Raw genomic sequence first — 15,392 nt, forward strand, 5'->3', positions numbered from 1 at the left:
CTGGCCAGCATTACCCCCTTCGGGTCTCCGGTCGTGCCCGAGGTGTAGGGGATGAACGCCAGGCTGTCAGTGGCGACGTGGGTACCACCGGCTGCTGCATCGAAGCTCCTCCAGGACTGATCACTGTCAATGGACAGTATGTGCGTCCCCATGAATCCGTCCAGTCTGGACAGGTGGGGAGATTTGGTGACCACCACCTTGGGCTGCGATTCTGCGACTATGGCCCGCAGCAAAGGTTCAGGAGAGTCGAGGTCCATGGGCATGAAGGCCCCGCCGGCCTTCAGAGTTCCGATGCTCGCGACGATGTACTCCGGGCAGGTCTCCATGAAAATGCCAACCGGGTCATCAGTTGAAACACCGCAATAGCGAAGGTAGACGCCAAGTGCGTCCGTCGCCTCATCAAGTTGACTGTAAGACATCTCCTCATGGCCGAACACTATTGCCGGCTCATCTGGAGTCTCCAAGGCTTGGGTCTTGAAAAGGTCTTGCAGACTATGCTCTACAGAAATCATAAGCGCTATCTCATCCTGCTCAGACACACATCAGGGAAGTATTGCGGAATTTGACACAATACCAATTGCGTGTGATTACGCCATGTGGTCGTTGGGTAGCCCGTTCGGATCGGCGATGACCTGCGAAGTGGAGCCAGAGAGCCCTGCTCTATGACCACATCGAGTCGTATGCGGCGCGATTAAGGCTAATTGTCATTAGCCTACAAAAGATTAGCCATAAAGTAAACCGGCATGAAGCATAAAGTAAACCGACCAACCGGAGCTTCACCACGGGAGTGGTGCCCCTTAGCTTGGCATTAGGCCACTTTCACCCTCACCCCGAGGGAGCTTACGGGGATAGGCATTCGCAAACCGTCATCCCGCGAAAGCGGGAACCCACGTTAGTGGCTCGCCGCTCGGCAATCCAGAGGACGGGGTGTCCTTCGACAAGCTCAGAGCCTGCGCCGGACTTGATCCTGTGACGAACGAGTTGTCGGTTTACCTACCCCTGTCAGCCCTGAGGAGAGGGGGTTATGCGAAGGAGCCTCAGTTTGCGGGCGTGGCTGACAGCACCACCTCTACCTTGACTTCGTCATCGAGGCTCACGACCGATCTGGCCGAAGGCTTCTGCATCTGCAGATCGTCCCATGTGAACGTCGTGCGGCCCGTTATGGAGATCACGGTCCCTTCGTCAAGTGCCTCGACCTCGAACGTCAGCGGGGCTGTCACTTCCCGGATCAGCAGATCGCTTTCGACATCAGTGGTAACGGTCTCTCCGCTGATGAACCCGCTCGGCAGATCACTCATTCCTTTTACGGTGACCACGCCGGTGGGGTGCTCGCCGAACATCCTGGACCGGATGTAGCGGTCCCGGAAGGAGTTGTCGCTGCTCAGGCTCTGAAGGTCGATCTCGATTACAGAGTCACGCCCGTCCAGGTGGATTTCACCCGAGAGCGCGGTCGTGCTTATCTTGGCATCGAATGGCAGCGGCACAGACGCCAGCTCCTCCCGCACGGAGAAAGTGACCTTGGAGCCCTCTCCAACGGTGAAGGTCACACCTTCCACATCTCCAACGGACCTCGCTTCAGCAACCGGAGCCTCCGTCGGAACTGGGGAGGGCTCTGATGTGGGTGCAGGAGCGGGAGTGTCGGCGGGCGCCGTCGCTGTGGGCTGACTTACCTCCGGTTCGTCCGACCCACAGGCTGCCAGGACGGCCGCCGCCAGGACGACCACCACACCCATCATTGCAATACGAAAGATGCGGGACCCTCCAAGTCGTCGGCGGGATAGGAATGGACCGGCTGTAACTGCGATTCTCTTACTCATTGTCTCCTCGAGTGACAGAAAAAGCTGCCAACTATGTAAACGGGAATCGGCCCCTGGAGTTAGTCCCGGATCGCCCCAATCCTAACCTCAGCCATCGCTGACACGTTACAGGCATTGTTGCCTGCGCGCCAAGTTCCGAAGTGCATCGCCCATGTGCAGTTGAGAAAAGACAACATGAGAGTCTCCCGGTGTGTCCCCGCTCTATTGCTGTTGCTCCTGACCCTGGCGTTCTCAGCCTGCGGAGATGATGCCGAAGACTCTTCAGGCAATGCTGCTCCAGCCGAGGTCAACACCGTCGTGACGCCCGCTGCTTCCACCGACGTGGCTCAGCCCTCCTGCGATCTCACCCCCTCGAAGACCGAAGGGCCGTTCTACTTCGACGCCGGCATGGTGCGGCGCGACATCACTGAGGGGAAGCCCGGCACGCCGCTGCTGGTCTCGTTCCGCCTGGTCGAGGCGGGCTCATGCGCGCCGATTCCCGACGCGTTCGTGGACATCTGGCACACCGACGCGGCAGGCCTCTATTCCGGCTACCGTGGACAGGGTGACGATGGCGCAGACACGTCCGGCCAGACTTTCCTGCGAGGAAAGCAGATTACCGACGCAGACGGACTCGCCGAGTTCGACACGATCTATCCCGGCGCGTATCCGGGCAGGACCATTCACATCCACTTCAAAGCCTATACAGACGAACAACGCCTGCTGACATCACAGATGCACTTCCCGGATGAAGTCACGGACGTCGTCCTGCAGTCGGAGCCCTACTCTGAGCATGGGCCTCGCAGCACGACGAATGAGAGCGATCGGCTGGTTAACGATGACTCGGAAGATCAGGCGCTGCTGGGGCAGGTGAGGCAGGACGGCGACGGGTATCATGTCGCGCTGACGATAGCAGTCAGGCGTTGAGAATGAGTCAATGCTGCTGTGTTACTCTCAGATAGGTCATGCAGCGTTCAGCGTGCGTGCAAGAGGCACTTAGGAGGCGGTACTGCGCCGCGGAACAATCCAGTCATACAGTCCTGACTCCGAGCCGCCGACAGCGGGGGAGTCCGAAGACAGATCGGCTTCCCGGCCCCTGGCGTGGGTGAGTCGATTCCGGTCGCTGCTCAGGCAGTCTTCGTTCTGGATGTATCTCGGCCTCCTGTCAATCCTGTTGCTGGTTACGCTGCTGCTCTGGAGGACTTACAGTAGCGACGAGGCCCAACCGGCCACTGCGAACGTGGACGAGGCGGTTGCGGAGGCCCTGGCATCCATGGCTGAGACGTCAGAGCCGGCCATATCGGCGCTGGTGTACCGGGCCATTCTGCCGTCCCTGGTTATCGTGCAGACGGACAGGGAAGACGAGGAAGAGGGATTCGGCATTGGGACCGGCGTGGTCGTCAACGCCGACGCCACGGTGCTCACATCGCTGCATATCGTCGATGGAGCGTCGGAGGTCCAGATCGCCTTCGCGGACGGGAGTGAGTCTCACGCCATAGTTTCCGGTGTCGATCCCGAGAGGGACATCGCGGTCCTGACGCCCACCTCGCTGCCGGGCCTCATAGTTCCGGCCACCATTGGCAGCTCGGCCGGACTGCGAGTGGGAGACGAGGTGTTTACGGTAGGCAACCCACTGGGTCTGGTAGCCTCGATGAGCGCCGGCGTGGTGTCTGGGTTGGACCGCGACTTCAAAGTATCGGGCAGCGACCAGGTCCTGAGGGACCTGATCCAGTTCGACGCGGCGGTGAACAAGGGGAACTCAGGCGGACCGCTTCTGGACCGCCGAGGCCAGGTGGTTGGCATAGTTACCGGACTGGTCAACCCTTCCGAACAGGGTGTCTTCATTGGTATAGGGTTCGCGGTGCCGATCGACATAGCAGCGGGCGCCGCCGGAGGCCCGGAGCGGTAGTGTATCAAGAGGTCTGACAGGGGTATGTATTTCAAACCGTCATTCCCGCGAAAGCGGGAATCCAAGGGCTGGGGGTGTCCTTCGACAAGCTCAGGACGAACGAATTGTCGGTCTACTCACCCCTGTAAGATCAAGAGGTGAAGAGCGTATATGACCAACACTGAACTAAACCAACCGATGGAACGGGTCCTCTACGAGGTGAAGAAGGTCATCGTGGGCCAGGATCACCTGCTGGAGCGCATGGTGGTTGCGTTGCTGGCCAGGGGCCACATCCTCGTGGAGGGAGTGCCGGGTCTGGCGAAGACCATGGCAGTCAAGACGCTCTCCCAGGCGATTGGCGGTGAGTTCCAGCGCATCCAGTTCACACCCGACCTCATGCCGGCCGACCTGGTGGGCACCCGCATCTACAACCAGAGGACGGGGGAGTTCAACACGTCGCTGGGACCTGTCTTCACCAACCTGCTGCTGGCCGACGAGATCAACCGCGCGCCGGCAAAGGTCCAGAGCGCCCTGCTCGAGGTGATGCAGGAGCGGCAGGTCACCATCGGACGCGAGTCCTTCCCTGTGCCGAATCCGTTCCTGGTCATGGCAACCCAGAACCCCATCGAGGCCGAGGGCACCTACCCGCTGCCCGAGGCGCAGGTGGACAGGTTCATGATGAAGGTGCTCGTCGGCTACCCGAGCGCGACCGAGGAGTTCGTGATCGTGGAGCGCATGACGACCACGCTGCAGGACGTGCAGCCGGTGGTCAGCGTCGACGAGATGCTCGAACTCCAGCGCCAGGCGGACAGGGTCTACGTGGACCCGGCTCTCATGGAGTACTCGGTCAGGCTGGTCACGGGGACTCGCGAGCCCGAACAGTACGGCCTCGAAGACCTGAGTCGGTACATACTGTTCGGGGCAAGCCCCCGCGCGTCCATCAACATGATACTCGCGGGAAGGGCCCTCGCCTTCGTACGTGGACGCGACTACGCCCTGCCGGAAGACGTTCGCGACGTTGCACTCGACACCATAAGGCACCGTCTTGTGCTCTCGTACGAAGCCCTTTCGGACAACATCGAAAGCGACGATATTCTTGCCAGGCTAATGGACGCCATCCCGATGCCGGATGTGCCGTTGAGAGAGTATGCAGGCGCCCGTCCAGTCAGATAGCCCACAGACCCCGGAGCGGGTGCTGCAACGCCTCGAGTGGCAGGTGCTGCGCCGTCTCGACGGGATCCTCCAGGGAGACTACCGCAGCCTCTTCATGGGTGGCGGCCTGGACTTTGCCGAACTGCGCGAGTACCAGCCGCCGGACGACGTTCGCCACATCGACTGGAACGTCACGGCCCGGATGGACAGGCCCTACGTGCGCCAGTTCATGGAAGACCGCGAGGTCACGGCATGGTTCCTGCTAGACATGAGTCCGTCTATGGCTTTCGGCGCCGTCGAGAGGCATAAAGAGTCGGTCATGGTCGACTTCGTCGGCATGCTGGCGCGCCTGCTCACGCGAAACGGGAACCGGGTAGGGGCCATCCTGTATGACAACGATGAGCAGGTCGCGATTCCTCCCCGCGGCGGCCGGGCTCAGGTGCTCCGCCTGATCAACGACATCCAGAGACAGCATCAGGCGCCCGGCGGGACGATGACCAACCTGACGAAGCTGCTGGAGTCCGGGTTCAACAGCATCAGGCGAAGCTCGCTGGTCTTCGTGGTGTCCGACTTCATCTGCATCCCCGGCTGGGACAGTGCCCTGGACCGGCTTGGCAGGAAGCACGAGCTGCTCGCCGTGCGTCTGTGGGACCCGCGCGAGATGGACCTGCCAGACGTCGGAGTCGTGCTGGTCGAGGACTCGGAGACGGGCGCGCAGCTCAGCGTGGACACGAGCGACAGAGGCTTCAGACGACGGTTCAGGGAAGCGGCGTTGCAGCGGGAGGAGGAGCTGGCGCAGACCTTCAAGCGCGCTGGCGTGTCCGAGCTGCCGCTGTCCACGGATGAGGACATCGTGCAGTCCATAGTGCGGTTCGTCGCACTGCGCAGCCGGATGCGGCTGCGTCCGCGGTAGGGGTGCACATAGTGTCTTTCATCTGGCCCTGGGTCCTCGTCTCTCTCCTCGCAATACCCGTTTGCGTCTACGTCTATATTCACCTGCAGCAGAAACGGACCAGGGACGCGGCCAGCCTGGGCACCCTTGGGATCGTGCGCGAGGGCGTTGCCGTACAGGCCGGATGGAGGCGACATCTCCCGCCAATCATATTCCTCGTCGGAGTGGCGCTCCTGGTGATTGCATCAGCACGCCCTGAAATCGAAATACCGCTGCCCCGCATGGAGGGCACCGTGCTGCTGACGTTCGACGTGTCGGGCAGCATGGCCGCCGATGACGTCGAACCGACGCGGATGGACGTCGCCAAGCAGGTCGGTCGGACCCTCGTCGAACAGCGTCCCGGCAGCGCCAGGATAGGAGTCGTGGCCTTTGGAGAGGGCGGGCTGGTTGTTCAGCCGCCGACCGACGACGACGAGGCGCTGATCGCGACCATCGACCGCCTGGTGCCCCAGAGCGGGACGTCGCTGGGACGTGGCATACTGACCGCGCTGAATTTGGTCTATCCCGAGTCCTACCTCGGCTCCGAGGGCACGGCCCCGCTGGCTGGGGATGCTCCTCAGACCGGCCTTGCGCCGTCCATCATCGTGCTGCTGACCGACGGTGAGAACACGGACCCACCTGACCCGCTTGAGGCCGCGCAACTGGCCATCGACCGGGGTGTGCGGGTCTACACCGTGGGACTGGGCACCTCGGAGGGGGCTGTGGTCGAGGTAGACGGCTTCAACCTCTTCACAGTCCTGAACGAGCCGGTCTTGCAGGAGGTCGCGCTGACTACCGAGGGAGAGTACTTCAGGATCGAAGACCTGGACGACGCGCCCCGGGTGTACGAAGAGATGGAGACCGAGTTCGTCGTCGAGTCGAGGGAGATCGAGATTACGGCGATTCTGGGTGCCGTAAGTATGCTGGTTCTGCTTGTTGCCGGAGGCCTGTCACTCTTGTGGTTCGGCCGGGTGCCATAGACGGAGGGGATGAATGGGACTGCTCTGGCCTGCCTACCTGCTGCTTCTGATCGCGATACCACTGGTCGCACTCGTCTACCTGCTGGTGCTCAGGCGGAGGCGACGGTTTGCCGTCCACTACTCCAGCCTGTCGCTGGTGAGACAGGCCATGCCCGGCAGCACGCGCTGGAAGCGACACCTCCCCTTCGTCCTGGTCCTGCTCGCCCTCATGCTGCTCGTCGTGGCGCTCTCGCGTCCCTTTGCCAACGTGACGGTCGCCTCCAGCAGGACCACCGTCGTACTGGCGCTGGACGTCTCGCTGAGCATGTGCGCCAGCGACGTCGATCCCAACCGGCTGACCGTCGCCCAGGAGGCGGCGAAGAGGTTTATCGAGAGCCAGGAAACGGATACGCAGGTCGGCCTCGTCGCCTTCGCTGGAATTGCGCAGCTCATCGTCCCGCCCACCACCGACACGGAAGCGCTGACCGAGGCGGTGGACGGCCTCATCACCGCACGCAGGACGTCTGTGGGCAGCGCGATCATGCGCTCCATCGACGCGCTCGCCGAGGTGAACCCGGACATCTCTCCCGTCACCGTGTACTCAAGTCCTGCTGAAATGGACTCGGACGCAGACACCGAGGTTGTACTCCAGCCTGACATCGTCGTGCTGCTGACCGACGGCGCGAGCACCAGAGGCGTCAGCCCGGTGATCGCCGCGGAGTTCGCACGCGACCGCGGAGTTCGTGTGTACACGATCGGCTTCGGCACCGAGAGCCCGCTGGTAATGAGGTGCACACCCAGCCAGCTAGGAAGCGACGAGCTGAACAACCGCATCGGAACGGGAGGATTCGGCACCTTCGGCGGCAGGTTCGGAGGCCGGAACTACCTCCAGCTCGACGAACGGGCGTTGATTAGTGTGGCCGAGATCACCGGCGCCGAGTACTACGCCGCCGGGAGCGAGGACGAGCTCATCGAAGTCTTCGCCACGATCCCCATACAGACCGAGAAGAAGAAAGTGCGCATGGAGGTCTCAGCAGTCCTGACCGCCATAAGCGCCCTGCTCACCCTCTCAGCAGTCGCCCTCGGCCTCCGCTGGAGCCCCCTACCGTAAGCCGGACCCCCAATTCGGAGCGCGGGCGGGACGCCCGCACCCGTCCCCCTTGAGCCCCTCGAAGGATGGAGGGTGCCTCGCTCGCCTCCGTTCACCCTGAGCTTGTCGAAGGGCCCCGATCATGGTTCGACAAGCTCACCACGAACGATTTGCTGGTCTACACACCCCCTCTCCCTTCATGGGAGAGGGCGGGAGCGTCAGTGAGAATTAAGTCCAGGCCGTATTTTACGGTCCAGCCGAGTCACTCAAGCAACTTGAAGGCAAGCTGTTCAGCTTCGGACTCGGAGAAGGTGGTCATCCATACTCCCAGGGATTCACGATTTCCAGGTCCACTGATTCGAAATCTCCCACGTTGCGGGTGGCTATTGAGAGACCGTTGGCTCGGGCAATTCCCGCTATCAGTGCGTCGCCGACATCCATCGGGCGGTCCGCCCGCCTGGACCTGGCACGGAACCGTGCTGCCCATTCAGCGGCGTTCCGGTCCAGCGTCAGCACACGGTCGTCGAATGCTGCAAGGATGTCCGATTGCACCGCCCTCAAAGTCTCCAGCCGGCGCCCGTAGGGAAGCAGCGCAAGCCCATACTCCATTTCGTAAACGGTCACAGTCGACAGCCAGAGATCGCCCTCCGCAGTCAGGAACCTGATGACTCGGGGATCTGGCGATTCACGCGACACCTCGGAGATGACATTGGTGTCCAGCAGGAATCCGGTCAACTAGTGTCCTCGTCAGTGAAGGGGACTCTCCGGCCCGATTGGCGGTCCCGGGGTATGTCCCAGTCGAGGCCTCGGGGGACATTGTTGACGAGCCACCGGCCCAGGTGCACCGGGGGCTCCTGGCTCCTGTACCAAGTTTCTGCGGGCACCACCACGAAGGTCTTGCGCGTGCCGATGTGCTGCGGACCCTCGGACTCGGCGAGGCGCAGGACTTCCGACAACCGGGCCTTGGCCTCAGCCACGGTCCAGACGCGTTTGGATTCTGTACCCGCCATTGAAGTCTCCCAATCGATATAGTCCATTGTAGACTATAAATTGCGAGGGTGAAAAGGGGAACGGTTCAAAACCTCACCGATCAAAGACCCCCTCTCCTGGGGGAGAGGGTTGGGGTGAGGGTGAAAGTCTTGGAACGATACCCCCTCATCCCCGGATCAAGCCCGGGGCAGGCTCTAACCTTCTCCCGCAAGGGGAGAAGGGACTCGTCAGGGACCCTCTAAGAAGCCCGCTCGTCCACGAACGTAACCCCGTCCTTCATGACGAACCGCACGGCGGCGCCGCGCTCCAGCATCGTCACGTCATCGAGTGGGTTGCCCTCGACGAGGATGACATCGGCCCTCTTGCCCGCCTCGATGCGACCGATCTCCCCACCCAGGCCCATGCAGTCGGCCGCATCGCCCGTGGCGGCGACTATGGCCTGCATGGGAGTCATCCCAGCCTCGACGAGGCAGCTTATCTCGTGCGCGTTGTTGCCGTGCTCCCAGCCGCCCTCGTCGGTGCCCGCGGTCACCGTGACTCCGCGCTCCAGCGCCATCTCCAGGCTTCTGACGTGGTGCTCGCGCAGCGCAGCGGCGCGCTCCCTGCCGTGCGGCGTGCCCCGTGTCGTGTGGAACGTGTACACCCCGAAGGTCGGCGTGAAGCAGATGCCCTTCTCCGCCATCATCGGCAGCAGCTCCGGGTCTTCGTCGAGGTACGAGCCGTGCTCGATGGAGTCCACGCCCACCTCGATCGCCATCCGAAGACCCTCGCCTCCGAGCGCGTGGCACATCACGCGCTTGCCCCTCTTGTGCGCTTCGTCGACCAGCGCCTCGAGTTCATTGCGCTCGAACAGCACGTCCCTTGGGCCCAGCCCTGCGCCGGAGCTTGCGCCGCCGGTGGTCGCTGTCTTTATCACGTCCGCGCCTGCGCCGACCATCTCGCGCACCTTCGCGCGCATGGCCTCCGGCCCGTCAGCGACTCCCCAGGGCAGCCCGGAGTCGTCCCCGGCGGGAGCCCTGTAACCGAGCGGGCTGACGCTGTCGGCCATGCCGCCCGTAGGCGTGATGAAGCCCAGCGCGACGTGCAGACGTGGCCCCGGCACCAGACCCTCGTCCACGGCCATGCGAAATCCCGCGGCCAGCCCTCCGGCGTCCCTTACGGTCGTGTAGCCGGTCTCGAGCGTCTGACGAAGCACGGACGCGATTCGCAGGTGGCGTGTGCTGCGCGGCTCCGTGATTCCCCACCTGCTGGCGATCTCGTACGCAAACGACGCCAGGTGGTCGTGCGTGTCGATCAGTCCTGGCATCACCGTCATTCCGGGAGCCTCGATCAGCTCCGCGCCGTCCGGGACCTGCATCGACTCGGCACTGCCCACGCCGATGATGTCGCTGCCTTCGATCAGCACAACTGCGTCGGACACCGGCGCGCTGCCTGTGCCGTCTATCAACGTCGCCCCGGTGATCGCCTTCATGCCAACTCCTCCAGTGGTATGCGGCCGGACTATATCTGTCTCAGCCGGGGGTCGAACCAGTCTCTCAGCCAGTCTCCGAGGAAGTTGAACGCGAGCACCGTCAGGAATATGGCCATGCCGGGGAAGAAGGCGACCCACCACGCCGTGGCCAGGTACGACCTGCCGTCGGCGATCATCACGCCCCATGCCGGCGTGGGCGGCGGGATCCCGACTCCGAGGAAGCTCAGGATGGACTCCGTCAGGATGAGCTGGCCGACGCGCAGCGTGGCGATTACCAGCAGCGTGCTCGACACACCCGGAAGAATGTGCCGGTACATGATTCTCCAGGTGGATGCCCCGGCGACGGTCGCCAGGGCGACGTAGTCTGCGGTCTTGAGCTGAAGGGTCTCAGCCCGCACCTGCCTGGCGAAGGCGTTCCAACTGAAGGCGACAAGAAGGATGATGATGATGGTAAGGCTCTGACCAGCCACGATGACTACCACCATGGCGACCAGGATGAACGGCACGGCCAGGGTGATATCGACGAAGCGCATGATCAGCTCGTCAACTATCCCTCCTGCGTAGCCTGCGATGAGTCCCAGTATGGTCCCGCCGATGCCCCCTGAACACAGCACCACGGCGGCTATGATCAGCGAGATCCTGGCCCCGAATATGATGCGGCTGAGGATGTCTCTTCCCTGCGGGTCCGTGCCAAGAACGTGACTGGTACTTCCCTCTGCAGACCATATCGGAGGCACGTTTCGCTCTCGCAGGTTGCCCCTCTCGGGGTCGTACGGGGCCAGCAGACCGGCGAACGCCGCGCAGAGAATGAGCAGGACGACGATACCGACGGGGATGATGGGCCACCTTCGGATGAACTGGTAAGCTCTGGAGACCACCGAGCCATCGGAAGATGGGAGATCGCTCATATTTGGAACGTGAAACTCGGCCATGGCTGCCTAGTCGTACCGGATGCGGGGATCGATGAATGCGTAGGCGAGATCGGTCAGGAGATTGAGAAGCACGTACACTCCCGATCCCAGCAGGACCACCGCGCTCATGATCGGGAAGTCGTTGTTGAAGATCGACTGCACGGCCAGTCGCCCGAGGCCCGGCCACGAGAATACGGTCTCATTGACCACCGTTCCCGTGACGAACCCGGCGAGAATTAGCCCGGCGAAGGTCAGCGGGGGAATCATCGCATTCTTGAATGCGTGTTTCCAGATGATCATCTTTCCGGTCACTCCCTTGGCCCGGGCGAGCTTGATGTACTCGGAGTCCAGGACGTTCAGCATCGACGACCGCACCAGCCGCAATAGCCCTGATGGCCGGCAGTATGTAGTGCTTCCAGTCGCCTCTGCCTCCGGTCGGAAGCCAGTCGAGCGCTACCGCAAAGAGCAGTATCATCATGATGCCTAACCAGAACGCCGGAAGGGCCTGGCTGAAGAGGGCGAATGTCCTTCCCGCATAGTCCAGGTAGGTCCCCCGTTTGACCGCTGACAGCACTCCGAGTGGTATGCCGATGACAAGGACTACGAGGAAGCCGACTCCTGATAGCTGCAGCGTGGCGGGTACAGTCTCGGCGACAACGTCGAGAGCTTCGCGGCGGTGGCGGAGGGACTGTCCGAACTCGCCCCTGACGGCCTTCGACGCCCAGATGAAGTACTGGACGGCGAGCGGCTTGTCGAGGCCCATCGCCTTGCCCCACGCTTCATACTGCTCGTCGGTAGCATACTCGTCAAGGTAGTAGTCCCTCGGGTCTCCCACGAGCCGGGACAGCCCGAAGATGAGCATGCTCACCACCACCAGGACAATGGCGATATAGACTAGCCGGAATGTTATGAAACGTACCATGAGATCGGTAGAGCCGCGTCCCTCACCCAGTCGGAGCTAGCGCGCACCGCCTGTCATAGATCTGACCGATGGCAAGGTGAGGGCGACACATTCACCCTCGCCCTAGCCCTCTCCCTCAAGGGAGAGGGGATTTCTGTTCTCGGATGGGCCGGCCGCTTTACTTCAGTACAACGGTCTCAGGCGAGTTGATTTGTCCAAACGTGTCCGTATAGGGAGTCCACTCCGCGACCTGTGGGCTGACGGCAATGAAGTTCAGCCGCAGCACCAGGGGCGAGTTCAGCATCCACCTGGAGAGGTAGTCTTGGATGGCCACGTTGTTGGCTATGCGCTTCTCTTCGCTTGGTTCCGAAAGGCTGGGATAGTAGAACTCGTCCAAGATGTCGTTCGGAAGCTCGATGCCACGGTTCGCCCCTCCCTTTTCAGGGCTGATCAGCCGGCCCTGGGGGTCCGTATGGTCACCGACGGCGTTGCCTGACATGTATGGGATCGAGATGTTCCGGTTGATCAGGGTCGGGCGCCTTGCGCCGTAGGCCGTAACCTCCATCGAAACATCGACGCCTATGTCACCCCACATCTGCGCGATGGCCTCGGCTATCTCCTGTGACGCGCCTCCAGGCGTGGTCCAGAAGTCCGTCTTGATTCCGTCTGAGTATCCAGCTTCATCCAGAAGCTGCTTCGACATGTCGGGGTCGAACGGTATCTTCCAGCTATCCATCCACTGCGGCTCGTCTTCCGTGAAGCCGATGAAGGTGTAGTGAGGCGGAGCGAGTCCCTGCTCGATGGCTTCGCTTATCAGGTCGCGGTCGATGGCCATTGCCAGCGCCTGGCGCACCTTGAGGGAGCGGTCCATGCTTGCGTCGTCTGCCGGGTCGCCGATCCACGGATGATCTTCATCCGGCTTGAATCCCTCTCTCGGGAATACCGTCTCACCGGACGCTCTCGCGATCTGAGCCCAGTAGTTGCCTCCGAAGGCCACGAAGACGCTGCTACCCAGGCCGACCCTCTTCTTGGTGCCGTCGATGTTTCCCAGTACGTCATTCAGGAACTGGTTGGGGATCGGCGCAATGTGGACCTCTCCGGCCTCGAGAGCGGCGATCTGGCTGGCAGTCTCCGGGATTACGCGGATCTCCAGGCTCTCCACCTTGGCGGCCTCCCTGTAGTGGGTTGGGAGGGCTTCTGCCTGGAGCACCTCGTCGGGCACCCACTGCATGACCTCGAAGGGGCCCGTGCCCGCAAAGGTCAGGTTGGCTTCGTCCTGGCCGAGGTCGTCGAAAGCCTTCTTGCTCTGGACGGAGCCCGTGTTTCTCCACTGGTTGGAAAGCTCCACGCTCCACCTGACGCTCAGGTTACCCTTTACGTGCATGACGGCGGTGTTGTCGTCGATAACCTCCCACCTGTCGGTGTACTCGCCCCAGAAGCCGGAACGAGGGTTGGTGTTGCCCTCTGACTTGGCGTTGTTGAAGCTCCACACCACGTCATGGGCAGTCACGTCGCCCCATCCCTTGTGGAACGGGACCCCCTGCCGGATCTTGAATGTGATCGAGGACTGGTCAGGGGAGACCTCCCAGGCCTCTGCCAGGCTCTGGTCCGTGTTGATGGCTCCGATCTGTGGAATCGGCGCCCTCTCACGCCACAGTAAAGGCTCCTTGCTGCCATAGTGGTCGCTCACCGCCGTGAAGAACGGGACGTAGCTCGGCACATCGTTTGGATGACTGAGCTGGCAGCACCAGACAAGATTGCCGGACTGCTCCATCGCCATGGCCGGAGGCGCTGCTGCCGGAGCGGGAGCCGCCGTCGGTGCGGGAGCTGGCTGAGCCGGAGCCGCCGGAGCGGGAGCCGCAGGCGCCGTTGTTGGCGCGGGTTGAGCCGCCGGGGCGGGAGTTTCCTCCTCCCCGGCACATGCGACTGCCACAAGTGCCAGAACTACGATCGAACTCAAGAGCAAGAAAGACGTCAGCTTCATTATCTGGCACTCCTCAGTATCTACCCATCGCTACCGTTTGCCTATGACGTAATCGTCGATCCCGTCATGAAGCAGGTCTGGCGGCAATACTAGTCACGAGATTCCTGAAAGTCAACGACAGACACTTGCTTCCGCAGCGGCTACAGGTACAAGTAGAAGCCAGGATGCGTGTCGAGTAGCCTGCTATCCGGTGGGCCTAGTCCTGCGGCTCCGCGAACGTCAGGATACGCTGGGGGTTCTCGACCATCATCATCTGGATGTGCTCTTCCGAGACGCCCCGTGAGCGCATTTCAGGCAGGAACTTCTCCACGATGAACGAGTACCCGGTGCCGCCGTACTTCTTGAGATGCGCCTTGGTGCATACGTCCTGGGACAGCAGGATGCGGTCGGCGTGTCCGGCTTCTATCAGCCTGGGTATCGCGTCGGCCACCGCGGCAGTTCCGGCGCTGGTCGAGAACGAAAGGAGGTCGTCGCCCACCGGCGCGTATCGTAACGGCACGCCCACACGTCCCAGCAGGTCGAACTGGATGTAGACCCCGTGGCTCAGCAGCTCCAGCATCAGCTCCGTATCGGTGGCAATGGGATCGCTGTGACCGAAGATCACGCGGGAGAGGTCCGTGCCCTCCTCGCCGAGCATGCCGATCACCGCCAGCCTTTCGCGTCCCCGGCCGCCGCGGTGGAACGAGATTGGAGCGCCCGTTGCGCGGCTGGCCCTTCCGGACGCGCGTATGCTCTTGACCTCGTTCTCAGTGATCGGCGCGCCTTCGATGCCGACCTCTCCGATAATGCCCGACCGTATTCCGGTGTCACCGACGCCAACGGTGACGTCCCTGACAATCTCGTCGGTCAGGTCCTCGACTGTCCGCTGGTCCATGTCTTCCGGATGGTAGAGCTTCTGGTACCAGCCCGCGCCCATGACGACGTTGAGACCGGTGGCATGGGACACGCGAGCTATCGCCATCGGGTCTCGCCGGATGCCGATGCTTGTGACCTCCACGATGGTGCCGCCACCGCGATGCCGGAACTCCAGGGCCTCATCAATTGCCGTCTGCTCGTCGATCAGCAGCCAGTTGTCGCGGATCGGCTTGCGGTCGCGGGCCAGGTCGAGCTTGTCCATGGTCAGGTCCTGCTCCCACAGGCACCACTCCGTGGCCGGCGTATAGTGGTCCGGCTCAAAGGCCCTGTAGAGAGCTATGAACAGGTGCTCATGCATCAGAGTGGCCCCAAGCTGGTCCGGGTCAATGGGCCCCCTGACCGTCATCACCTTGCCAGCCATGTTCGGAACGTTCGCAGTCATGGTCTCCTCCTCGCTTTCCTGC

Annotated in this window: 14 protein-coding genes and 1 pseudogene; 6 read left to right on the plus strand and 9 right to left on the minus strand. The window is 62.3% G+C overall.

All coding sequences use genetic code 11. The features are described 5' to 3' along the window. Both J4G14_12615 and J4G14_12620 read right to left on the minus strand, forming a co-directional pair. A partial coding sequence (locus J4G14_12615) for an AMP-binding protein (GenBank protein MCE2458633.1) occupies positions 1–464 on the minus strand: 464 nt, incomplete at its 3' end. A gap of 573 nt (positions 465–1,037) precedes the next feature. Next, entirely contained in the window at positions 1,038–1,817 is a 780-nt protein-coding gene (locus J4G14_12620) for a YceI family protein (protein MCE2458634.1), read from the minus strand. A 174-nt stretch (positions 1,818–1,991) separates the two neighbouring features. On the opposite strand from J4G14_12620, the gene J4G14_12625 reads away from it, so the two are divergent. The 6 genes from J4G14_12625 (at position 1,992) to J4G14_12650 (ending at position 7,837) form a co-directional block, all read left to right on the plus strand. Then, positions 1,992–2,723: an intradiol ring-cleavage dioxygenase gene (locus tag J4G14_12625; protein ID MCE2458635.1), complete on the plus strand. Its 732-nt coding sequence runs from the start codon at positions 1,992–1,994 to the stop codon at positions 2,721–2,723. A gap of 220 nt (positions 2,724–2,943) precedes the next feature. Further along, positions 2,944–3,705 (plus strand): trypsin-like peptidase domain-containing protein, encoded by a 762-nt coding sequence (locus J4G14_12630; GenBank protein MCE2458636.1) that lies wholly within the window; start codon positions 2,944–2,946, stop codon positions 3,703–3,705. A 150-nt stretch (positions 3,706–3,855) separates the two neighbouring features. After that, complete coding sequence (locus J4G14_12635) at positions 3,856–4,857, plus strand: MoxR family ATPase (GenBank protein MCE2458637.1); 1,002 nt, start codon at positions 3,856–3,858, stop codon at positions 4,855–4,857. Then, positions 4,832–5,749, plus strand: coding sequence for a DUF58 domain-containing protein (locus J4G14_12640; GenBank protein ID MCE2458638.1), 918 nt, complete (start codon positions 4,832–4,834; stop codon positions 5,747–5,749). Before J4G14_12635 ends, J4G14_12640 begins: the two co-directional genes overlap by 26 nt. Before the next feature lie 11 nt (positions 5,750–5,760). Continuing rightward, complete coding sequence (locus tag J4G14_12645; GenBank protein MCE2458639.1) at positions 5,761–6,747, plus strand: VWA domain-containing protein; 987 nt, start codon at positions 5,761–5,763, stop codon at positions 6,745–6,747. 13 nt (positions 6,748–6,760) lie between these two features. After that, on the plus strand, positions 6,761–7,837 hold the full coding sequence (locus J4G14_12650; protein ID MCE2458640.1) for a VWA domain-containing protein: 1,077 nt from the start codon (positions 6,761–6,763) through the stop codon (positions 7,835–7,837). A 294-nt stretch (positions 7,838–8,131) separates the two neighbouring features. On the opposite strand, the gene J4G14_12655 is transcribed toward J4G14_12650, so the two are convergent. The 7 genes and pseudogenes from J4G14_12655 to J4G14_12685 all read right to left on the minus strand — a co-directional run bounded on the left by J4G14_12655 (position 8,132) and on the right by J4G14_12685 (position 15,370). Continuing rightward, positions 8,132–8,551: a PIN domain-containing protein gene (locus J4G14_12655; protein ID MCE2458641.1), complete on the minus strand. Its 420-nt coding sequence runs from the start codon at positions 8,549–8,551 to the stop codon at positions 8,132–8,134. Beyond that, on the minus strand, positions 8,548–8,826 hold the full coding sequence (locus J4G14_12660; GenBank protein MCE2458642.1) for a type II toxin-antitoxin system Phd/YefM family antitoxin: 279 nt from the start codon (positions 8,824–8,826) through the stop codon (positions 8,548–8,550). The genes J4G14_12655 and J4G14_12660 overlap by 4 nt, the downstream gene beginning before the upstream one ends. A gap of 218 nt (positions 8,827–9,044) precedes the next feature. Continuing rightward, positions 9,045–10,277, minus strand: coding sequence for an amidohydrolase family protein (locus J4G14_12665; GenBank protein MCE2458643.1), 1,233 nt, complete (start codon positions 10,275–10,277; stop codon positions 9,045–9,047). Positions 10,278–10,306: 29 nt separating this feature from the next. Next, positions 10,307–11,185 carry an ABC transporter permease gene (locus tag J4G14_12670; GenBank protein ID MCE2458644.1) on the minus strand — a complete coding sequence of 293 codons (879 nt, stop codon included), beginning with the start codon at positions 11,183–11,185 and terminating at the stop codon, positions 10,307–10,309. 30 nt (positions 11,186–11,215) lie between these two features. Then, positions 11,216–12,110 (minus strand): annotated as a pseudogene (locus J4G14_12675) (ABC transporter permease). 157 nt (positions 12,111–12,267) lie between these two features. Beyond that, positions 12,268–14,073: an ABC transporter substrate-binding protein gene (locus J4G14_12680; protein ID MCE2458645.1), complete on the minus strand. Its 1,806-nt coding sequence runs from the start codon at positions 14,071–14,073 to the stop codon at positions 12,268–12,270. A 196-nt stretch (positions 14,074–14,269) separates the two neighbouring features. After that, a complete protein-coding gene (locus J4G14_12685) occupies positions 14,270–15,370 on the minus strand; it encodes an aryldialkylphosphatase (GenBank protein ID MCE2458646.1) in 1,101 nt (366 codons plus the stop codon). Positions 15,371–15,392: the final 22 nt, after the last annotated feature.

This window comes from Dehalococcoidia bacterium, assembly GCA_021295915.1.
Taxonomy (GTDB): Bacteria; Chloroflexota; Dehalococcoidia; order Lucifugimonadales; family UBA1123; genus VXRN01.